Here is a 22416-nt window from a genome sequence, read left to right as displayed (position 1 = left end):
TGTCCCAGCTTGTGAGGTTTGTACATGCCATCGGTTATTTCTACCGACGTCCTGATTGTCGGCGCAGGGGTCGCAGGCCTCTGGCTCAATGCGCGCCTGCGTCGTCAGGGCTATTCGACGGTTCTGGTAGAGCGCGACAGCCTCGGTGGCGGGCAAACCCTGAAATCCCAGGGGATCATCCATGGCGGCGCCAAGTACGCCCTGCACGGCGCCCTGACCGGTGCCTCGGAAGCCATTGCCGACATGCCTCGGCGCTGGCGCGAAGCCCTGGCCGGTAGCGGCGAACTGGACCTGTCCGGCGTGCGCCTGCTGTCAGAAGCGCACTACCTGTGGTCCCCGGGTACCCTGGCGGGCAATCTCACCAGTTTCTTTGCCAGCAAGGCCGTGCGCGGCCGGGTCGATCAGGTCAAGGGCGAGCAGCTGCCACCTGCCCTGCAGGATCGCGCCTTCAAAGGCAAAGTCTATCGCCTGGCCGAACTGGTCATTGATGTCCCCAGCCTGCTCGATCGCCTGGCGACCCTGGCCGGTGACAGCCTGCTCGCCGGTGAGCGGATCGAGCCGCTGCGTGAAGGCGATGAACTGGTCGGCCTGCGGGTCGATGGCCGCGAGATCCGTGCGCAGCGCGTGGTGCTGAGCGCGGGCGCCGGCAACGCCGAACTGCTCACGGCACTTGGCCTTAGCCAGCCGGCCATGCAAACACGCCCCCTGCACATGGTGCTGGCCAAAGGGCCAAGCCTGAAACCCCTCTATGCCCATTGCCTCGGTGGCGGCCCCAAACCACGCGTCACCGTCACCACCCACCCGGCGGCCGATGGCCAGTGGGTGTGGTACCTGGGCGGCGACCTTGCAGAAGCAGACGGCGTTGCACGCGAACCGGATGCACAGGTCGCGGCAGCGAAGAAGGAAGTGGCCAGCCTGCTACCCTGGGTCGATCTCAGTCAGGTGCGCTGGGCAACCCTGCGGGTTGATCGGGCAGAGCCGGCACAGTCAGGCCTGGTACGCCCAGACAACGCCTTCCTCGCCGAGCAGCAGCGCTTGCTGGTCGGCTGGCCAACCAAACTGGCACTGGCCCCCGACTTCGCCGATCGCGTAATGGCCAGCCTGACGCGCGACGGCATTACGCCAGGGGCCTGTAGCACACTGCCGGAACTGCCAAAGCCGCCCATTGCTCCACCTGTCTGGGAACAGTTGCTGCCATGAACCAAGCCACCCTGCATGACCTGCACCGCCCGCTGGGCAGCCTGGGCCTGATGGTCTCGCCACTGGGCCTGGGCACCGTCAAACTGGGCCGCGACCAAGGCGTGAAATACCCCAACGGCTTCACGATCCCGGATGACCGTGAAGCCCGTCAGCTGCTCGACCAGGCCCGCGACCTGGGCATCAACCTGATCGACACCGCGCCCGCCTATGGCCGCAGCGAAGAACGCCTTGGCCCGTTGCTGCGTGGCCAGCGGCATGAATGGGTGATCGTCAGCAAAGTGGGCGAAGAGTTCGACAACGGCCTTTCGAGCTTCAACTTCAGCGCGGCCCATACCCGCCTCTCGGTCGAGCGCAGCCTGACGCGCCTGGAAACCGACTGTATCGACCTGGTACTGGTGCACTCTGACGGCAACGATCTGCGTATCCTTGAGCAGGAAGGCGTTTACGAAGCCCTCGCGCAGCTCAAGCAGGAAGGCAAGATTCGCGGCTTTGGCCTCTCCGGAAAAACCGTCGCCGGTGGTTTGAAGGCTCTGGAACAAGGCGATTGCGCCATGGTCACCTACAATCTCAACGAGCAGGGCGAACGACCGGTACTGGACTATGCCGCCGCGCACGGTAAAGCCATTCTGGTGAAGAAGGCACTGGCCAGCGGCCATGTCTGCCTGCACGCGGACGAAGATCCCGTGCGTGCCAGCTTTGAGCTACTGTTTGCCCATCCCGGCGTTAGCAGTGCTATTGTCGGCACCATCAACCCCGTACACCTGGCCCATAACGTGGCCACCGTTGCCCAGGTATTAAGCAAGCGCTGAGCCGCCGTCGCGGCCGACCCCAACGCAAGAAGGAGCCGACATGCCGCGAACGCTGATCCGCAAGAACCCCAGCAACTTCAAGACACTGCCGCTCCATGTCGAAGCCAGCCCGGAAGGGCTGAGCTACCAGAGCATCGGCAAACCGCTGAATTTTGCCCAGACCCTGCAGCGGCGCAAACCCATCCAGTTGGGCGATCACCAACACTTCGTGGCCGAGCTGGCCAACCTCGGGGTGTCGGTGCGACTGACGCTGCAATGGCAGAACCGCGACTATTGGGTACTGGTGCGCCAGCGCCGCCAGGACCGGGGCGATGTCGTGCTCAAGCTGATCTCCGGTTATGTCCCCGCTCAGGAACTGAACCTGCCGCTGCACACTGCGATACAGGAAGTGGCCGAGGAATGCCTGCTGGAGACGCCCGAGGGGTGGCTGAGTGGACGCTTCAACGAAACCTGGTTACCGGCGCCCTATGCTGAAGCCCTGCACTACCGTGACACCCTGCCCTTTGTCGTGACGCCACTTTCAGGTGCCGCACAGCCCGTACACTGCGCCAACCTGCAACTGTTGGAACGGCCACGGGCCTATGTGCATCTACCCACGGCGTCGCTACAACTGGTCTATGACCTGCGCCTTCAGGTACCCAAGGAAGCGAGGTCGCTGAGCCTGTTCCACGTCGACGAACGCCTGGAAGGTGACCAACTGGTCGCTCGGCTGAATCGCAGCCGGCCCGACCTTTACCTGATGCCACTCGAAGACGGGCGACCGCTGGCTGAGCTCTACACGCTGAAGAAGGATCGTCTGAACCCGGCCAGCACCCGCGGCGTGTATCTGGCTGAGAGTTTTGCCCGGCAGGACGGCTGGGTCGTCAAGGAAGAGCGTATTCGCTGGAAGGACTGGCTCAGGCAGGAAGGCCTGAGCCCGGCCCGCAGCGAGTCCGGGCTGAGTCGCCTGACGGGCAAGGCCAGGCAACTGCTGCAGATGGCCCGTGGCAGCCTGCACAAGTAGCGCAGGCTGTTCGGGTCAGTTTTTGCGGATCTTCTCGACGATCGCTGTGGTCGAGCTGTTTTCCACCAGCCCCAACACCTTCACGGTTCCGCCATAGGCTCTGACGATCTCGGCGCCGACCACCTGGTCAATACCATAGTCGCCACCTTTGACCAGCACGTCCGGCTTGAGCTGGCTGAGCAGGTTCTCCGGGGTCGCTTCAGGGAAGCTGATGACCCAGTCGACAGCACCCAGGCCTGCCAGCACCGCCATCCGCCGGTCCACGCTGTTGATCGGGCGACCTGGCCCTTTCAGGCGGCTGACCGATGCATCATCGTTTACCGCCACGATCAGTCGATCACCCTGGGCACGCGCCTGCTCCAGGTAGGTCACGTGGCCCGCGTGCAGAATGTCGAAACAGCCGTTGGTGAACACGATTTTCTCGTTGTGCGCCCGGGCATCATCGATGGCCAGCAGCAACTGCTCCAAGCCCAACACGCCGCGTTCGGAACCTTCCTCGCGCTGAATGGCGCGGCGCAGCTCCGGTGCACTGATGGCTGCAGTACCGAGCTTGCCCACCACGATACTGGCGGCCAGGTTAGCCAGGCCCACTGCCTGCGGAAGTGCTTCTCCGGCCGCGATGGCCGCCGCCAGGGTGGAAATGACCGTATCGCCAGCACCGGTGACGTCGAAGACTTCACGCGCACGCGCAGGCAAGTGCAAGGCCGGTTGCTCTGGACGCAGCAGGGTCATGCCATGCTCGCCACGAGTCACCAGCAACGCACCCAATTCAAGTTCGCGCATCAACTGACTGCCCTTGGCGACCAACTCGGTCTCGTCAGCGCAACGTCCAACGATGGCCTCGAACTCGCTCAGGTTAGGCGTGATCAGGCTGGCACCACGGTAGATGGAGAAATCCTTGCCCTTGGGATCAGCCAACACCGGAATACCTTTGGCACGGGCGGCCTGGATCAGGCTTTGATGGTTCTTCAAGGCACCCTTGCCGTAGTCCGACAACACCAGCACCTTGACGCCGTCCAGCAAGGCATCGACTTCGGCACCGAGCGACAACGGGTCGGTGGCAAAAGGTTCTTCAAAGTCGATACGCAGCAACTGCTGGTGACGACTCATCACCCGCAATTTGACGATGGTCGGCTGATGGGCAATACGCTGGAAGATCGAACGGACACCGGCCGCCTTCAGGCTATTGGTCAAGCTGTCGGCCGCTTCGTCCTGGCCGGTAACGCCGATCAGCAACGCCGGCGCACCCAGCGCAGCAATGTTCAAGGCAACGTTCGCTGCACCGCCCGGGCGGTCCTCGATCTGTTCGACCTTGACCACCGGCACCGGGGCCTCAGGCGAAATACGTGAGGTGCCGCCATGCCAGTAGCGGTCGAGCATGACATCGCCGACCACCAATACCGGGGCTTGATCGAAACGCGGCATGGACAACTTCATGGGTAACCCATATACAAAATGAACAGGGGCGGAATATTAGCACAGGCGAAACAGAGGCTTGATTGCCGCTGTACACGCGGGCGCTCACACGCCGATTGGCAGCCGGGGCACAGCAGGCCCCGGCATTCATGCATCAAGTGATGTCGGCCTTGCTTGGCTCGTCCAGCCCCATCGCATGCAGGCGGGCGTAATAGCCGTTCTCCGCGATCAACTGGCTGTGTGTACCGCGCTCGACGATACGCCCCTGATCCATCACGAGAATCAGGTTGGCCTTTTCGATGGTCGACAGTCGGTGGGCGATCACCAGGGTGGTTCGGCCTTTCATGACCTGATCCAGCGCAGCCTGAATGTGCCGCTCCGACTCGGTATCCAGCGCCGAGGTTGCCTCGTCAAGAATCAACAGCGGGGCATTCTTGAGCAATGCCCGAGCAATTGCCAGGCGCTGACGCTGGCCACCGGACAACAGCACGCCGTTCTCACCAACCTCGGTGTCGAAACCCTGCGGCAACTGCTCGATGAAGTCCTTGGCATAGGCATCGGCAGCCGCTGCTTCGATCTGCTCACGCGGTGCTCCGGCCAGGTCGCCATAGGCGATGTTGTTGGCCACAGTATCGTTGAACAAGGTGACGTGCTGGGTGACCTGGGCAATGTGCCGACGCAGGTTACGCAGGCGATACTCCTCGATTTCCACGCCGTCCAGCAGGATCTGGCCCTGCTCGTGGTTGTAGAACCGCGGAAGCAGGCTGGCGAGGGTCGACTTGCCGCTGCCGGAACGCCCCACCAGTGCGATCATCTGACCGGGCTCGGCACTGAAACTGATGTCATTGAGCACCTGACGCTCGGTGCCCGGGTAGGTAAAGCTCAGGTTGCGCACTTCAAGGCGACCGCTGACGCGCTCACGCTCCACCGTCCCAGTGTCACACTCGGGCTCAACATCCAACTGCTCGAAAATACTCTCGGCCCCGGCCACACCCTTCTGGATGGTCGAGCTGACTTCCGACAACTGGCGAATCGGCTTGGGCAACAAGCCCGCGGCAGTAATGTAAGCCACCAGATCACCGGCAGAAGCATCTCCGCGCAAGAACAGCACCAGGAACATCAGCACGGCCATGGCCGAATAGATCACCAATTGCAGCATTGGTGTATAGATCGCACCAGTCTTGGTCATCCGCAGCTGTTTGTTGGTGTTGCTCTGACTGGCGTTGGCAAACCGCTCCTGCTCATAGCGTTCACCCCCAAAACTGCGCACCACGCGATAGCCTTGAATGGTTTCCGAAGCGACATGGGTCACATCCCCCATGGCCACCTGGATTTTCTTGCTCTGCTTGCGGAATTTCTTGCTGGCGGTACCGACCATGACTGCAATAAGCGGCAGGATCGCCAGCATGACCAGCGTCAGCTTCCAGTTCATCCACAACAGGTAGATGAACAGGAAAACAACGGTCAGGCCTTCGCGAATCACCACCTTGATCGCATCGGTCGCCGCCCCCGTGACCATGGTCACGTTGAAGGTAATCCGCGAGATCAGATGGCCGGAGTTGTGGCTGTCGAAGTAGCGATTGGGCAGAACCAGCAGATTGTTGAACAGCTCAACCCGCAGGTCATGCACCAGGCCAAGGGAAACCTTGGCCAGAAAGTAGTTACCCAGGAAGGAGCCGAGCCCCTGCCACGCGGCAATGGCCACGATCAGCAAGGGCACCGCCTGGAGCAACTGCAGGTCGCGCAGGTACGGCACATTGGGGAACAACACCGCTTCGGGGTTGCTCAAGCCGTCGACGAAGTATTTGAGAATGCCCGCCAGCATCGGCTGGGTCGAGGCAAAGATCACAAAGCCAACAATGCTCAGCAGGAAAATGCCTATATAAGGCTTCACATAGCTCAGCAGCCGAAAGTAAATTTTCAGACTGGAGCCCTGCTCCGCCTCTCGCGGTGTTTCAGCCATCTTCGAGCTCACTGTTCTGGTAGAACGGAAAATTTTATCACAGCCGACGTGATGGGCATGCCATCACAGGAACTCGGCTCACCGTAAAGAGCAATCACAGGCTCATGATGCCCGCACTGCCAATGAATCAAAGCATCCTGCCATGGTGCATTCCTGAAGTTTTCGGCATTATGGCCTGTCATTTTGCGTGCCATTTTCAACAAGGCCTCAACCATGCAATGCTCCCGACTCACTCAGGCCGACCTCGAACAGCTGATACTCGGCGCCCAGATCCTGGAGGCCGATAGCTTTGGCGCGAAAGTCTACCTGCTCGAGAACGGTAATATTCTTAAACTCTTCAGGCGCAAGCGTTTTTTCTCTTCGGCGCTGCTGCGACCCTACTCCCGTCGCTTCATCGACAATGCCCTACGCCTGGAAGCATTTGGCATCCCCACACTGCATGTACTAGCCCATTACCGACTCGACGAACCCGGCAAGACTGCAGTGCTGTACCGCCCGCTGCCCGGCAAGACCTTGCGCCAAATCAGCCAACAGCCCGGCTTCAGCTGGCAGAAAACGCTGCCGGAAATGGTGTCGCTGATTCGCAAGCTGCACCACTGCGGGATCTATTTTCGTTCACTGCACCTGGGCAATATCGTCGTGACACCCGACAGTCACCTGGGGCTCATCGACGTAGCGGACATGAAATTTCTCCGGGCACCCTTGCCTGAACGCATGATCAAACGCAACGTGCAGCATTTTGCCCGTTACCTGTCTCGCGAGCAGCTCAGCGAAGCGTTTCCACTCGTTGAGCTGGAACATGCGTTACTGGCCCGCTGAAGCAGACACCGGAGCCAGCAGATCGCGGGAGGTCTGGCTGAACGTTTGCCAGGCCTGCACGGGTGCCAAGGCTCGGTACTGGGCACTCGCTACCTCGACGGCAGGTAGCGCAGCACAGCGCTCGATGGCCTGCGCCCATGCCTGGGTATCACCCACGGGCGCGTAGCATCCATCCTCGCCCAGTTGCTCGCGGAAAACGGCCAGATCGCTGCATAGCACCGGCACACCGGCCAGAACAGCCTCCTGCAGCACCAGGCCCAGCCCTTCCGAATAGGAGGGAATCAACACCCAGTCGAAAGCGCGATAGAGCTGATCACAGCCAGAAAAGTGCCCCGGCAGAATGACCTTCCCGAGCAGCCCGAGTCGCTCGACACGCGCTTCAAGATTCACGCGCTCAGCACCCTCACCAAGAATAAACAAACGCAGATCGGGGTGCGCCCTGGATGCCTGGGCAAAGGCATCGATCAGATAATCGAAACCCTTGCTAGCGACCAGGCGCCCGACAGCGCCCATTACCCTGACCCCGTCCGTACTCACCCCCAGTGTCTGCCGAGCCTGTTCACGTGCGAACAGTGCGGCTTCAAAGCACGAGGGCTCAAGCGCGCTGCGCAACACGGTCACCGGCAAGCCTGTCGTGCCTTGCAGTGCATCGGCAAGCGTGCGAGAAACGGCAACCAACGTCAGCTGAGAGGTAGGGAGGGACTTGAGCAACGAGACATCAGCCGTACTCAGACGTGTCTCGCCATGAAAAAGGACGGCAACCCGGACACTGGGCAAGCTGCGCAGGACCGGGAGCAACAAGCGCGCTACACCCACACCGTCGAGCAGCACCGCACCGGCATCAGCCTCCAGCAAGGCCTTGCGAAAACGCGCGCGCAACCAAGGGCCAAGCAGTTTCCAGACGTGCCGCCCCTTGATCAAGCGCGAGGACAGGTTCCATTCCAGGCTTGGCGATCCAGCACTGTCGGACAAGGCACGGCCTTGCAGCAACCAGTTGATGACTGAAGTTCCGGGCGCCGCCAGCGAAAGAATCTGCTGATGGACCTTGTGCACTGAAACAAAAGGCGAGCCACCAGCCCACATGATGTTGATCACGTTCATGAGGCAGCACACTCTGCTTCACGCCATACGAAAATGACACAGGCGAACGCATCCACTGAAAAAGCCAATGTCATCTCCATTGATAAAATCCATTCCACACTTTACTGCACAATCCGAACAGCGCGCATGAACACGACGAATACATGACGCCAAAAAGGCAGGATATTGCCACAAACCGAGCGCCTGATGCGGAGCAGTTCTGCCCTTCGCCGCCTGCACCTGGCTAACCCCACAAGCGCAAAAGGCTCAGGTTGAAGTAATCGAAGACGTTACGCCGGCATGCCTGCTGAAACCAGGGCATACCGGCACATTGCCTGGGCCACTCAGAAACCCAGGCTTAGCCGTAGGCGCTGCCAACCGGTCAACGCCGGGCGAGGCCGAAGAGGCGGTTGCAACTGTTCGACAATGCTGCGTCCGACCTGAGCAAAACTGAAGCGCGAAACCGCAAGATCACGGCCGTTGACAGCAATACGCTGCGCCAGCGCAGGATCTGCACGCAGGATGTTCAACTTTTCCTGCAACTGGGGAATGCTGCCATACAGCACGACGTTGTGCATATCCTGCAAACCCAGCGCACGGTTTTCGGCATCGCCCTGATCGTAAGCGAGCAGTACGCAGCCACACGCCATGGCTTCGAAGTTCTTGATCATGTACTCGCCCATGCCAACATCAGCGCTTACAAAAAAACGAATCCGGTTAAGCGTATCGCAGTACTCTTCACCCGATTTTGTTCGGGTAACGACCAGATTTTCGACCTGAGCCAGTTCATCGAGCAAGGCTTTGCGACCGCTGTAGGCAACGCTGTTGGTGCTGCCAACGAATGCCAACTCGATGTCCCGCTCACGCCCCTGATCAGCCAGCAACTGCTGGTCATACCCCTTGGGCACGAACACTGCATCAAACCCTTCCTGCCGCAGACGCTCGCTGACCATGAAGCCGGAGCTGATCACGCGCGCCCAAGGCAGCTTGCGATAATGCTTGCTGAAAGCACCGGTGTACTTGCAGGGAATGTAATTCTGGTAAGCATCGTGCTCGAGGATGACCAGGTTGGGAACCGTACGAATGAAACCGACCTGCCGTATCTCCTGCTTGAAGCGCAGGAAGAAGATGATCCGGTCATACTGGCTGACGTCGATTTCACGGCGAAAGTACGCACGTAGATTGCGCTGATCGGCGCTGGTCAACCAACGCAGGTCGCACTCGCAATGCGCAGCAACCCCTTCGTACAAGCGATCCAGAATGGCCCGCTGTTCCTTCTGCACCAGAAATAGAACTTTCATTGTCTTCCTTACGGCGCATGCGCTACCGCTATCAATCACGCCCTGGACCTACAGATCCCGGCGCCAGAACAATTCATGTCGACGCACTGCTTTACGGAAAAACTCATTCTCACCGTAGGGCGACGCTTTGCGGCCTGCCAGCCAGCGCTGCAACAGGCGTCGCAGGCGCCGCTTGAACGGGGGAGCAGGCTGCAGGTCATGCATCATGCCCAGCGCCATGGCCTTGTCACGCTGTGCATTCAGGTCAAGCACCAGGCTATGCGGAGTCCAGCCTTGGCCAGCCTCCATTTGCGGTGGCAACGCCACGCCTGCACCGCTGTCGCCCATCGGCCAACGATCGTTGTCATGCAGGTGGTTGGCGTAGCACAACAGGGTTTCAGGCTGCCATTCAAGGCCTTGCAAGGCTTCAAGCACCGCCGCCTGAGCGCACACGTGATCGGGGTGAGGGTCGAGTGTAGGGTGCGGCATCACCAGCACCTGTGGACGCGCCAGCACAATCAGCGCTCGCAAGTCAGCCAGCAGGTTGTTCCAGGTCGGAGCACCATCGTGATCGCCTGGCAAGGCAAGACTATTGAACTGCCGGAACAGCCGCGTGTCGGCCATCTCGGCTTCCCGAGAAGCCATTGGCTGATCCGGTGCGGCTTGCATGGCGGGCAACTGCAGGCAGAAGTACCCCAGCTGTACGCACTGCGCCTGCGGTACACCCGCCCAGCGTGGCACCGCAATACTGTCCCAGGCACGCAGACGCCCCTTGAGGCGTGCAGCCTCGGCACGCTCAAGGCCCATCTGCTGGTAATGCTCTGCCTCGATCTCACCCGCCGTCAGTGTCACGATCCAGGATTCTGCGGCCTTGCTGTAAAGGCCATAGGCGGCCAGCTCGGCATCATCGGCATGGGGCGCAATGACCATGACCCGCCGCGGGTGCAGGTCACCGCTGCGCACAACCCACAGTTGCGATGCATCCAGCACCCGACAATGCCGGCCACGCAGGCGCAGATTACCCGCCATGACAGCCGCCGCCTGGCCCGTCAGGTTGAGGTAGCGCATGCCTCGCACACCGCGCTCGAACGTCTGCAGGTCTGGGACGTCACCGCCCAGCACCTCGACGGCAGGGTCGAAGAAACGCCCTAGCCAGGTGCACTTAAGGCGGACCTGAAGAATCAATGTTTCGTCACCCGTTACTGGCAGTGGCTGAGTCACGCGCAGGGCCTGGCCGACCAGTGACACCGCAACCGGCTCACAGCCTTCAGGGAAGGTGTACTGGTAATCCTCGGCTGGCGAATAGAACAAGTGGTCGGCGAACCACGCTTCGTGGGCCACCCACAGCAGCGGCAACAGCACCAGTGGCAACCACCAGTGAACGCCGACACCCACGCCGAGCAGCACGAGCAGGCCGAGCAGCAAGCCCAGACGCTTGTTGCGCCGATGGCGCTTGAGCAACTGTTGCTTGCGGCTCACACCTGAAACACCGGAACGGGGTTGCACCATCGGTCCTTGTACTCGCGATCGGAACGACCGAAAGAAAACCGCAACGGCTTGTTCCGCGCACGGGCGTCTTCCCAGGCGCTCTGTGTGTTGAGGAAGCTCAATACGCTGCCAGGGCTGAACGCCTTGGTTTCGGGATCGACACCGCCATTGACGTACTCAACGCTGATCCATTCCGGCGCTTCAACCCGATACACCAATTGAATGGCGATGGGGGCACCGTCAAGAAACAACACCGAACCGATCAACAGCTCACGCAAGCGCTCAAGCACTTCGGCCATACGCTCGGCACCGGTGGCCGGGAACGTCCAGCGGCGCTGGAACAGGTCGCAGTACATGGCCGCCAGCTCCGCACTGCTGAAGTCGGTCACAGGACGAACCTGCCCACCCGCCTCTTCCAGCAGACGCAACTCGCGGCGCTGGTTGTAACGGAATTTCTTCGACAGGTCTTCCGGGGTCCTGGCCATGGCCAAGGACTCCACTTGCGGTTTGAGGTTGGCGAAACGGCCCTGATTCAACTCGGAGAGGTAACGCCCGGCATGCCGCAGCGGCACCTGAGCATCGGTCGCAGCAGGCAGAATCAACTCGGCATTACCCAAGTCGAACAAGCCTTTCTTGCCCGCACGCTTGAGCACGTCCTTGGACAGCGCCAGGTAGCGCCCCCAGGTTGGAATCACCGCCTTCAGCTCACCCTGTGCTTCCCAGGCCAGGTAGCGCACCGGGATCTCGGCAAGGTCAGCCAATTGCGCGACCACCAACGGGTGAGTGGCAACGCTGCCACCAAAACGCTGCCAGGCCTGTTCATAGGCAGCAGCATCTACTTCGTGCCAGCCACGTTCGCGCCAGCCTTTGATTCGATTGAGCATCAAGCCTCCGCAGCCAATGCGCTGACGGCTGGCAGCTGCCAGAAGGACTCACGTACGGCAACATCGGAAAAACGTTCACGCAGACGCTGCAGCATGCGCTCGGCGCAGGCCTGGCGTTGCGACTCATCCAAGCCGGCCAGGTGCTGCAGCCCTTGAGCAAGGCGCTCGGCATCACCCAGTGGGAACAGAATACCGACCCCCTCGACGACCTCCTTTGCCCCACCACAAGCTGTCGCCAACAGCGGCAAGCCAGCAACCATGGCCTCCAGCAGAACCATCCCGAACGGCTCGTGATCGGAGCTCAGGGCAAAAGCATCGAATGCGCGGAAATAGCGACGACCGTCTGCTACCTGGCCCAGGAAATCGACCTGTCCGGCGATTCCCAGTTCGGCAGCCAGCGCCTTGAGGCTCTCGTCCAGGCGCCCCTTGCCCATGATCGCCAGACGAGCACCGGCCGGCAGCCCCGGCAGCGCCTTGGCAAAGCCGCGCAGCAGCGTGGCTTGGTCCTTGTCCGGGTGCAGGCGACCGACGTTGGCGACGATCCAGGCCTGCGGGTCCAACCCCAGGGCCTGACGCGCTTCGGCAGCAGGCAATAGGCTCGCCTGCAGTGCCTCGATGTCGACACGGTTGTAGAGGGTCTGGATACGCTGCTCCGGCCACTTGGGCAAACAGTGGCGCATGTCGTCGCGCACTGCATCAGAGACGCCGAGCAGGCTCAGGCGTCGACGGAACAGGTTGGCAAACAACTGCCGGCTGCCACGCTTGTAATCGCTGAATGCGTGATGCACACCGATCACCGGCACATTCGTCGCCAGCAAGGCCACATAGATCGGCTTGAAACGGTGGGCAATGCAGAAGCTGAAACGGCGGCTGGAAGCGATCCGGCGCAATGCGCGAATCGCCCCCAGCTTCAGGCCGCGAATGGCCTTCGAGCTGAATTCCATGAACAGCACTTCGTCAGACGCACAGCCAGCAGCCACCTGTGGATCGGCAGCACCGGTCAGGAAAACCGTGGTAACCCGGTAACCCGTGCCCGCAAACAGGCTGGCATACTGACGGGCACAGTCCAGGAACGGCCCGTCATAACCATGACAGAACTGCAGGACATGCCGCTCAGCCGATGGTGTCATAACTGTCCGCACCGTCCTTGACCACCAGAATGTCTTCCATGATCAGGTATTGCAGGTCGGAGCCGAAGAACATGTTCAAGGCGTCGGTCGGCGAGCAGATCATCGGTTCGCCACGACGGTTGAGCGAGGTGTTCAGCGACACACCGTTACCCGTCAGGTCTTCCAGCGCTTTCATCATGTCGTAGTAACGCGGGTTGTACTCACGCTTGAGTACTTGTGCCCGCGAAGTGCCGTCTTCATGGACAACTTCCGGCACGCGGGTTTTCCACTCCTCCGCCACTTCAAAGGTGAAGGTCATGAATGGCGCCGGGTGATCGACCTTGATCATCTGCGGGCCAACCGTGTCGAGCATCGACGGGCAGAATGGCCTCCAGCGCTCGCGGAACTTGATCTGCTCGTTAATCCGGTTAGCCACGCCCGGCACGCTCGGGCAGCCAATGATCGAACGACCACCCAGGGCACGTGGCCCAAACTCCATGCGGCCCTGGAACCAGGCCACGGGATTGCCGTCGACCATGATCTTGGCGATGCGCTGCGGCATGTCGTCGATCTTGCGCCATTTTGGCTGGCTCGGATGACGGGCACAGGCGGCGATCACGTCCTCGTTGGAGTACGCAGGGCCGAGGTAGACGTGCTCCATCTTCTCGACCGGAACGCCACGGGCGTGCGACACATAGGCCGCCGCACCGACAGCGGTACCGGCGTCACCGGAAGCCGGTTGAACGAACAGCTCCTTCAGGTCCGGACGGGCGATGATCTTCTGGTTCAGCTTGACGTTCAGCGCACAACCACCGGCAAACGCCAGCTTGCCGGTTTCCTTGAGGATGTCGCCCAGGTAATGGTCGATCATCTGCAACGCCAGTTTTTCGAACAGCGCCTGCATGCTGGCCGCATAGTGGATGTACGGCTCGTCGGCGATATCGCCTTCACGCTTCGGCCCCAGCCACTCGATCAGTTTTGGCGAGAAGTAGAAGCCCTTGCCCTTCTCTTTATGGCGGCGCAGGCCGATGACGTTGGCGTATTCGGTGTTGATTTCCAGCTCGCCATTCTCAAAGCTGGCCAGGCGCGAGAAGTCATACTTGCTGGCATCGCCATACGGCGCCATGCCCATGACCTTGAACTCGCCATCGAGCATTTCGAAACCGAGGAACTCGGTGATCGCACCGTAAAGGCCACCGAGGGAGTCCGGATCGAAGAACTCCTTGATCTTGTGAATCTTGCCGTTTTCGCCATAGCCGAAGAACGTGGTGGCGTACTCGCCCTTACCGTCGATCCCGAGGATCGCAGTCTTCTCCTTGAAGCCAGAGCAGTGGTAAGCGCTGGAAGCGTGAGCCAGGTGGTGCTCGACCGGCTCGATCTTGATCTTCTTCGGATCAAAGCCCAGTTGCTCCAGGCACCAGACGATTTTCTTGCGGTAACGCTTGTAGCGGCGGTTGCCCATCAGAATCGCGTCAAGGGCACGATCAGGGGCATACCAGTAACGCTTGGCGTAGTGCCAGCGAGCCTTGCCGAACAGGCTGATCGGGGCAAACGGAATCGCGACGACATCGACGTCGGACGGTTTGATCCCGGCCTGCTCCAGGCAGAACTTCGCCGATTCGTAGGGCATGCGGTTCTTTGCATGTTTATCGCGCACGAAGCGCTCTTCTTCAGCGGCAGCAATCAGTTTGCCGTCGATATACAGGGCCGCGGAAGGATCATGGCTAAGGGCGCCGGACAGGCCAAGAATCGTCAATGCCAAGGGTCTAGCCTCTTCAAACTTTTAAAATGTGCCCCTGCGCGTGTGGCAAGCGGCAGCCAAAGAGCGGGATTATAACGTAAAGCAGCGCGCAACCCAGCACTGCGCGCCGACTCATTCAGCGATCAACCAGTCCATACGCCAGCTGCCTTGTGTCTGACCGAGTACTTGCGCAAGCCATGGCAGCAGCTCGCGCAACTCCTCTTCCAGCCCCCATGGCGGATTGGCAATGGCCAGGCCGGAACCGTTCAGGCTTTGCGGGGTATCCAAGGGATGCACCAGCAATTCAACCCGCAGCAGTTTCGGCGCCCCTGTACTGGTCAGGTCCTGATAAAAGCGCGTCAGTTGACGCTCTTCCTTGATCGGGTACCAGATCGCCGCGACGGTCTGTCGCATACGGCCGATGGCCTCTTTCATGGCCTGACTGCATCGCTTGAGCTCATCGAGTTGCTCAAAAGGCGGGTCGATCAGCATCACCGCACGCTTCTCCTGAACGGGCAGCAAGGCACGCGGCACGTGCCAGCCTTCGCCAAGGTGCACTGCAACGCGTCGATCACCTTTCATGTTCTCTTTGAGCAGACGACCGTCTTCCGGGTGTTTTTCGTTGAGCAGCACGCGATCCTGATCACGCACCAGACGCCGCGCCAGCTCAGGCGAACCTGGGTAATAGCGCAGTTCGCCATCCCGGTTCATGCGTTTGAGGATGCGCAGGTAATCGGCAGCCAACTCGGGCAGGTCGTCACGCCCCCACAGGCGCCCGATACCCTCAAGGTACTCGCCGGTGCGTGTCGCCTGATCGCCCTGCAAGTCATACAAGCCAAGGCCGGCGTGGGTATCGATATAGGCGAACGGCTGCTCCTTGCGCGACATCAGCGCAATGAGGCGGGTCAACACAAGGTGTTTGAAGACGTCGGCATGGTTGCCGGCGTGGAAGGCGTGACGATAGTTCATGGCAACTCCTGCAAGGCCGACAAGTTTACCCTGTCGCAGGGGCCAGGCAAAACGACAACGGCCCGACCCCTGGAAGAGATCGGGCCGTTGTCAGGCACAGACCAGCATTAACCGATCAATGACCTTTCTTGAACGCCTCGTCGGCCTTCTCAAAACGGGCAACCATACCTTGCGACGGACGACCCAGGGTGCTGACCAGCAGGATTGCCAGGGCGCCCAGGATGAAGCCCGGGATGATTTCGTACAGACCCAGCAGGGCGAAATGCTTCCAGACAACCACGGTAATCGCACCGACCAGGATACCGGCCAGCGCACCATTACGGGTCATGCCTTTCCACAGTACGGAGATCAGTACCACAGGACCGAAGGCAGCGCCGAAGCCCGCCCAGGCATAGCTCACCAGGCCCAGGACCTTGTTCTCAGGGTTGGCGGCGATACCAATCGCAATCAGCGCTACGGCCAGCACCATCAGACGACCGACCCAGACCAGCTCAAGCTGAGAAGCACTCTTGCGCAGGAAAGCCTTGTAGAAGTCTTCGGTCAACGCACTGGAGCACACCAGCAACTGGCAGCTCAGGGTGCTCATTACGGCAGCCAGAATAGCCGACAGCAGCACGCCTGCGATCCATGGGTTGAACAGGATTTTGGCCAGTTCGATGAACACACGCTCATGGTTCTCGGTCACAGGACCGGCCAGATCAGGGTGCGCCGAGAAGTAGGCAATACCGAAGAAACCGACGGCACAGGTACCGACCAGGCACAGGATCATCCAGGTCATGGAGATACGGCGAGCCTTGGCGATCGACTTGACCGAATCTGCCGCCATGAAGCGCGCCAGGATGTGCGGCTGACCAAAGTAACCCAGACCCCAGCCCATCAGCGAGATGATGCCGATAAAGGTAGTGCCTTTGAGCATGTCGAAGTTCGCCGGGTCTTGCGCTTCGATGGCCAGGAAGGTCGTATCGACGCCACCGGTGGCGAGCAGAACAATGATCGGCGTCAGAATCAGCGCGAAGATCATCAGGGTCGCCTGAACGGTATCGGTCCAGCTCACAGCGAGGAAACCACCAACAAAGGTGTAGGCGATCGTGGCGGCTGCACCTGCCCACAGGGCAGTTTCATAGGACATGCCGAAGGTGCTTTCGAACAGACGGGCACCTGCAACGATGCCGGAAGCACAGTAGATTGTGAAGAACACCAGAATCACCACCGCGGAGATGATCCGCAGCAGGCCGCTCTTGTCTTCAAAACGGCTGGTGAAGTAGTCCGGCAGGGTCAGCGCGTCACCGTTGTATTCGGTTTGAACACGCAGGCGCCCGGCAACGAACAGCCAGTTCAAGTAGGCACCGATGATCAGGCCGATAGCGATCCAGACCTCCGACAGACCCGACATGTAGATCGCGCCTGGCAGGCCCATCAGCAGCCAGCCGCTCATGTCCGAGGCACCCGCCGAGAGCGCGGTTACCACGCTACCCAGGCTGCGGCCGCCCAGAATGTAGTCGGAAAGGTTGTTGGTGGAGCGATAGGCCATGAAGCCGATCAGCACCATCGCCAAGATGTAGATCACGAAGGTGATCAGGGTTGGGTTGCTTACACTCATGATGTTGCGCCCTGGAATTTGTTTTTATGGTAGCCGCAGTTGGCTGATGCCGCCGGCAAAGCCGTTCATTCCCTGAACGCTCGTCACGGGTAGCACTGAAGCCCAACCGCGCATGGAGTGATGCGAAGACTTCCAGATAAAGCCCCGCACGGGTACACCTGACCTCAAGCGAGGTTGCACCGAGGCCGCGAATGCTATGCAACAACGCAAAGAAGGTGCAACCAATTTCTGCAATCCAGTTGCACCTCGTCGGATATTTCCGATGACGACCACTTTTTGCTCCCTTATGGAGCAAAAAGCACGATCTACAGAAGTAAATGCACCCTAAACAGCCAAAACGGCTGAGCCCCTCAAACTGTCGGACGAGCTGCACTTTTTTTGTACGAAAATTGGGTTGCACCAGGTTGCACCCTGACCCCGCCACAGCTAATCTTTGCGCCAGCTAGTGCCACATCACGTGGCGATAATGAGGATAAGAAATGGCGACGACCACCCTAGGGGTCAAACTCGACGACCCGACCCGTGAGCGACTCAAAGCAGCTGCGCAGTCCATTGACCGCACGCCGCACTGGTTGATCAAACAGGCGATTTTCAATTACCTGGAAAGGCTCGAGGGTGGCGCCACCCTGACCGAACTCGCCGGACAGGCCCACAACCACGCTGACGAAGCCGGCGAAGTGCAACCTGATCACGCTCACCAGTGCTTCCTCGAGTTCGCCGAAAGCATCCTGCCGCAGTCCGTTCTGCGCTCGGCCATTACATCGGCCTATCGCCGCCCCGAGCAGGAAGTCGTGCCGATGCTGCTGGAGCAGGCTCGCCTGCCGGCAGCCATGGCCGATGCCGCCAACAAACTGGCCGCCGGTATCGCCGAGAAGCTGCGTAACCAGAAGAGCGCCAGCGGTCGCGCCGGTGTCGTTCAGGGCCTGCTGCAGGAGTTCTCCCTGTCGTCCCAGGAAGGCGTAGCACTGATGTGCCTGGCCGAAGCGCTGCTGCGCATCCCGGACAAAGGCACCCGTGACGCCCTGATCCGCGACAAGATCAGCACTGGCAACTGGCAGCCGCACCTGGGCAACAGCCCGTCGCTGTTCGTCAACGCGGCCACGTGGGGCTTGCTGCTGACCGGCAAACTGGTCTCGACCCACAACGAATCCGGCCTCACCGCTTCGCTCAGCCGCATCATCGGCAAGAGCGGCGAGCCGATGATCCGCAAGGGCGTCGACATGGCCATGCGCCTGATGGGCGAGCAGTTCGTCACCGGCGAAACCATTGCCGAAGCGCTGGCCAACGCCACTCGCTTTGAAGCCAAAGGCTTCCGCTACTCCTACGACATGCTTGGCGAAGCCGCACTGACCGAGCATGACGCACAGAAATACCTGGCCTCTTACGAGCAGGCGATTCACTCGATCGGCAAAGCGTCTCACGGCCGTGGCATCTATGAAGGCCCGGGCATCTCGATCAAGCTCTCGGCCCTGCACCCTCGCTACAGCCGCGCCCAGTACGAGCGCGTGATGAACGAGCTGTACCCACGCCTGCTGTCGCTGACCCTGCTGGCCAAGCAGTACGACATCGGCCTGAACATCGACGCCGAGGAAGCCGACCGCCTGGAGCTGTCGCTGGACCTGCTCGAGCGCCTGTGCTTCGAACCACAACTGGCGGGCTGGAACGGTATCGGCTTCGTTATCCAGGCTTATCAGAAGCGCTGCCCACACGTCATCGACTACGTGATCGACCTGGCACGCCGCAGCCGTCACCGCCTGATGATCCGCCTGGTGAAAGGCGCGTACTGGGACAGCGAGATCAAGCGCGCCCAGGTCGAAGGTCTGGAAGGCTACCCGGTCTACACCCGCAAGGTGTACACCGACGTTTCCTATATCGCCTGCGCCCGCAAGCTGCTGTCGGTACCGGAAGCCATCTACCCGCAGTTCGCTACCCACAACGCCCACACCCTGTCGGCCATCTATCAGATCGCCGGGCAGAACTACTACCCGGGTCAGTACGAGTTCCAGTGCCTGCACGGCATGGGTGAACCACTGTACGAACAAGTCGTGGGCAAGGTTGCCGATGGCAAGCTGAACCGTCCATGCCGCGTGTATGCCCCGGTCGGTACCCACGAAACGCTGCTGGCCTACCTGGTTCGCCGCCTGCTGGAAAACGGCGCGAACACCTCGTTCGTCAACCGTATTGCCGACCACTCCATCTCCATTCAGGAACTGGTGGCCGACCCGGTTGCAACCATCGAGCGCATGGCCACCCAAGAGGGCAGCGCTGGCTTGCCGCACCCACGCATTCCATTGCCGCGTGAACTGTATGGCAGCGAGCGGGCGAACTCCGCCGGCATCGACATGGCCAACGAACACCGCCTGGCTTCGCTGTCCTGTGCTCTGCTCAGCAGCGCCCACAACAACTGGTTGGCCGCGCCGATGCTCGGTTGCGCTGCCAGCGCCGGCACTCAGCAGCCGGTACTGAACCCCGCCGATCATCGCGATCAGGTCGGTCACGTTCAGGAAGCCAACATCGAAGACGTCGACAACGCCATTCAGTGTGCATTGAATGCCGCACCGATCTGGCAGGCCACGCCTCCGGCAGAACGCGCCGCCATTCTGGAGCGCGCCGCCGACCTGATGGAAGCCGATATCCAGCCGCTGATGGGCCTGCTGGCTCGCGAAGCTGGCAAGACCTTTGCCAACGCCATCGCCGAAGTGCGTGAAGCCGTAGACTTCCTGCGCTACTACGCAGTGCAGGCACGCAACGACTTCAGCAACGACGCCCACCGCCCACTGGGCCCAGTGGTCTGCATCAGCCCGTGGAACTTCCCACTGGCAATCTTCAGCGGTCAGGTCGCAGCTGCGCTCGCCGCAGGCAACCCGGTACTGGCCAAGCCTGCCGAACAAACCCCGCTGGTCGCAGCGCAAGCGGTACGCCTGCTGCTCGAAGCCGGCATTCCAGAAGGCGTGCTGCAACTGCTGCCAGGCCGCGGCGAAAGCGTCGGTGCCCGCCTGGTTGGTGACGAGCGCGTCAAAGGTGTCATGTTCACCGGTTCCACCGAAGTCGCGCGTCTGCTGCAACGCAACATCGCCGGTCGTCTCGACAACCAGGGCCGTCCGATTCCGCTGATCGCCGAAACCGGTGGCCAGAACGCCATGATCGTCGACTCCTCGGCACTGACCGAACAAGTGGTCATGGACGTGGTGACGTCGGCCTTCGACAGCGCCGGTCAACGTTGCTCGGCACTGCGCGTGCTGTGCCTGCAGGAAGACTCGGCTGACCGCGTGATCGAAATGCTCAAGGGCGCCATGGCGGAATACCGCATGGGCAACCCGGAACGTCTGTCCGTGGACATTGGCCCGGTGATCGACGCCGAAGCCAAGGCCGGCATCGAGAAGCACATCCAGGGCATGCGCGAGAAAGGCCGCTCGGTCTATCAAGTGGCTATCGCCGATACCGAAGAATGCAAACGCGGCACCTTCGTCATGCCGACACTGATCGAGCTGGAAAGCTTCGATGAGCTGCAACGCGAGATCTTCGGCCCGGTACTGCACGTCGTGCGCTACAAGCGCAAGGAGATGGACCAGTTGATCGACCAGATCAACGGCTCCGGTTACGGCCTGACCCTGGGCGTGCACACCCGTATCGACGAGACCATTGCCAAGGTCGTCGGCAGCGTCAACGCCGGCAACGTCTACGTCAACCGCAACATCGTCGGCGCCGTGGTCGGTGTACAACCGTTCGGCGGTGAAGGCCTGTCGGGCACCGGCCCGAAAGCAGGTGGCCCGCTGTACCTGTACCGCCTGCTGTCGACCCGTCCGGCCAACGCCATCGAACAATCGTTCAAGCGTACCGACGGCGAAAACACGCCAGACACCCAGATGCACGACAGCCTGACCAAGCCACTGCAGGCCCTGAAAGCCTGGGCTGGCAGCAACCAGATGGTCGAGCTGGGCGCACTCTGCGAGCAGTTTGCCGAGCAGTCGCAAAGCGGGATCACACGCGTCCTCACCGGCCCGACCGGCGAGCGCAACAGCTACACCATCCTGCCACGCGAGCATGTACTGTGCCTGGCCGAAGGCGAAGCTGACCTGCTGACACAACTGGCGGCGGTACTGGCGGTCGGTAGTTCGGCGGTATGGCCAGACAATGCACTGGGCAAAACCCTGCGCACTCGCCTGCCAAAAGACGTACAAGCCCGCATCAAGCTGGTGGCCGAGTGGAACAAGGACGACGTCGTATTCGACGCTGTTCTGCACCACGGCGACTCCGACCAACTGCGCAGCGTTTGCGAGCAGGTGGCCAAGCGTGCCGGTGCCATCGTCGGCGTCCAGGGCCTGTCCTCGGGCGAAACCACGATTGCTCTGGAGCGCCTGGTGATCGAACGTGCACTGAGCGTCAACACCGCTGCAGCGGGTGGTAACGCGAGCCTGATGACCATCGGCTAAGCGATTCGCACCCAAACAAGCAAAAGAGGCGCGTTCGCGCACCTCAGACAGCTGACAAACCCCCGCTCTTTAGCGGGGGTTTGTTTTTCAAGCCAAAGACAGTAACCGCCACAGCGTGCTGGCGCTAACCACTGTGGAAGTTGGCTTTATCAGCAAGCTGCAGCGCGCCCACCAAACGTGCGAAGACTCCAGAATTTCATTAGTTCAGACGCAATAGCCAACACCACCATTAACACCGTGCTACGGTCCGGAAAAAATTGAGCACCCAGCACTAAAACCGACACTGAGGGCGCAATGAAAAAAATCCTCAAGGGCATCTGCAAGTAGCCAACCCACCTCGCGGCATCTCGCTGGGCCAAGAATAAAAAACAGCTGACAAATAACGACACCTGCAACACCCAATTCAGTACGAGCTTCAGCGCTTGGGCAGGCCCCAGGTCACCCCAATAAGCCAATGTCATTTCCCACGCAGCCAGGTACGGCACTTTGTCGTGCCGTAGATTTGTCGTCACGTACAACGCGATGTAGAGAACATCAAACCATCCCCATGCAAACCATACCGTCGACTTGCAGCCACTGTCTTTTGCGCTCATTCAGTACAAACCTTTCTTCTGCCCACATT

At 60.6% G+C, this 22416-nt stretch carries 17 protein-coding genes; 5 read left to right on the top strand and 12 right to left on the bottom strand.

The features are described 5' to 3' along the window. Nucleotides 1–24: 24 nt before the first annotated feature. The 3 genes from CYD26_RS08190 to CYD26_RS08180 are packed head-to-tail and all read left to right on the top strand — an operon-like array spanning nt 25 to nt 3012. Entirely contained in the window at nt 25–1200 is a 1176-nt protein-coding gene (locus tag CYD26_RS08190) for an FAD-binding oxidoreductase (protein WP_065758724.1), read from the top strand. Further along, nucleotides 1197–2009 carry an aldo/keto reductase gene (locus tag CYD26_RS08185; RefSeq protein WP_065758723.1) on the top strand — a complete coding sequence of 271 codons (813 nt, stop codon included), beginning with the start codon at nt 1197–1199 and terminating at the stop codon, nt 2007–2009. Before CYD26_RS08190 ends, CYD26_RS08185 begins: the two co-directional genes overlap by 4 nt. Nucleotides 2010–2049: 40 nt before the next feature. After that, nucleotides 2050–3012, top strand: a complete 963-nt coding sequence (locus tag CYD26_RS08180; protein ID WP_065758722.1) for a metal ABC transporter ATPase — start codon at nt 2050–2052, stop codon at nt 3010–3012. A 15-nt stretch (nt 3013–3027) separates the two neighbouring features. Here the strand turns inward: CYD26_RS08180 and hldE are convergent, their stop codons facing one another. The 3 genes from hldE to CYD26_RS24980 form a co-directional block, all read right to left on the bottom strand. Continuing rightward, on the bottom strand, nt 3028–4449 hold the full coding sequence (gene hldE / locus CYD26_RS08175; RefSeq protein ID WP_065758721.1) for a bifunctional D-glycero-beta-D-manno-heptose-7-phosphate kinase/D-glycero-beta-D-manno-heptose 1-phosphate adenylyltransferase HldE: 1422 nt from the start codon (nt 4447–4449) through the stop codon (nt 3028–3030). Nucleotides 4450–4582: 133 nt separating this feature from the next. Further along, a complete protein-coding gene (msbA, locus tag CYD26_RS08170; protein WP_102052350.1) occupies nt 4583–6391 on the bottom strand; it encodes a lipid A export permease/ATP-binding protein MsbA in 1809 nt (602 codons plus the stop codon). Between the two features lie 8 nt (nt 6392–6399). After that, nucleotides 6400–6606, bottom strand: coding sequence for a hypothetical protein (locus tag CYD26_RS24980; RefSeq protein WP_145991787.1), 207 nt, complete (start codon nt 6604–6606; stop codon nt 6400–6402). On the opposite strand from CYD26_RS24980, the gene CYD26_RS08165 reads away from it, so the two are divergent. Further along, on the top strand, nt 6605–7210 hold the full coding sequence (locus tag CYD26_RS08165) for a lipopolysaccharide kinase InaA family protein (RefSeq protein ID WP_065758718.1): 606 nt from the start codon (nt 6605–6607) through the stop codon (nt 7208–7210). The genes CYD26_RS24980 and CYD26_RS08165 overlap by 2 nt on opposite strands. On the opposite strand, the gene CYD26_RS08160 is transcribed toward CYD26_RS08165, so the two are convergent. From CYD26_RS08160 to putP, 8 genes are all read right to left on the bottom strand, one after another. After that, nucleotides 7196–8311, bottom strand: a complete 1116-nt coding sequence (locus CYD26_RS08160) for a glycosyltransferase (protein ID WP_099773400.1) — start codon at nt 8309–8311, stop codon at nt 7196–7198. The genes CYD26_RS08165 and CYD26_RS08160 overlap by 15 nt on opposite strands. A 323-nt stretch (nt 8312–8634) precedes the next feature. Next, the gene (locus tag CYD26_RS08155; RefSeq protein ID WP_065758716.1) at nt 8635–9591 is read right to left on the bottom strand and encodes a glycosyltransferase; all 957 of its coding nucleotides are present in this window, start codon (nt 9589–9591) and stop codon (nt 8635–8637) included. Between the two features lie 48 nt (nt 9592–9639). Further along, the gene (locus tag CYD26_RS08150; protein WP_102052349.1) at nt 9640–11049 is read right to left on the bottom strand and encodes a PIG-L deacetylase family protein; all 1410 of its coding nucleotides are present in this window, start codon (nt 11047–11049) and stop codon (nt 9640–9642) included. Continuing rightward, nucleotides 11046–11942 (bottom strand): antimicrobial resistance protein Mig-14, encoded by an 897-nt coding sequence (locus CYD26_RS08145; protein WP_102052348.1) that lies wholly within the window; start codon nt 11940–11942, stop codon nt 11046–11048. Before CYD26_RS08145 ends, CYD26_RS08150 begins: the two co-directional genes overlap by 4 nt. Further along, a complete protein-coding gene (locus tag CYD26_RS08140) occupies nt 11942–13072 on the bottom strand; it encodes a glycosyltransferase (RefSeq protein WP_065758713.1) in 1131 nt (376 codons plus the stop codon). The genes CYD26_RS08145 and CYD26_RS08140 overlap by 1 nt, the downstream gene beginning before the upstream one ends. Continuing rightward, entirely contained in the window at nt 13056–14813 is a 1758-nt protein-coding gene (locus tag CYD26_RS08135; RefSeq protein ID WP_065758712.1) for a carbamoyltransferase, read from the bottom strand. Before CYD26_RS08135 ends, CYD26_RS08140 begins: the two co-directional genes overlap by 17 nt. Before the next feature lie 111 nt (nt 14814–14924). Then, complete coding sequence (locus CYD26_RS08130; protein ID WP_065758711.1) at nt 14925–15761, bottom strand: 23S rRNA (adenine(2030)-N(6))-methyltransferase RlmJ; 837 nt, start codon at nt 15759–15761, stop codon at nt 14925–14927. Nucleotides 15762–15876: 115 nt separating this feature from the next. Next, nucleotides 15877–17361, bottom strand: coding sequence for a sodium/proline symporter PutP (gene putP / locus CYD26_RS08125; RefSeq protein WP_102052347.1), 1485 nt, complete (start codon nt 17359–17361; stop codon nt 15877–15879). 479 nt (nt 17362–17840) lie between these two features. Between putP and putA the strand changes: the two genes are divergently transcribed. Further along, on the top strand, nt 17841–21794 hold the full coding sequence (gene putA, locus CYD26_RS08120) for a trifunctional transcriptional regulator/proline dehydrogenase/L-glutamate gamma-semialdehyde dehydrogenase (protein ID WP_099773395.1): 3954 nt from the start codon (nt 17841–17843) through the stop codon (nt 21792–21794). A gap of 149 nt (nt 21795–21943) precedes the next feature. On the opposite strand, the gene CYD26_RS08115 is transcribed toward putA, so the two are convergent. After that, nucleotides 21944–22387, bottom strand: coding sequence for a hypothetical protein (locus tag CYD26_RS08115; protein WP_065760297.1), 444 nt, complete (start codon nt 22385–22387; stop codon nt 21944–21946). Between the last annotated feature and the right edge of the window lie 29 nt (nt 22388–22416).

The organism is Pseudomonas sp. FFUP_PS_473 (genome assembly GCF_002858665.1).
GTDB classification, from domain to species: domain Bacteria; phylum Pseudomonadota; class Gammaproteobacteria; order Pseudomonadales; family Pseudomonadaceae; genus Aquipseudomonas; species Aquipseudomonas defluvii.
This window is presented reverse-complemented; position numbering and strand designations above follow the sequence as displayed.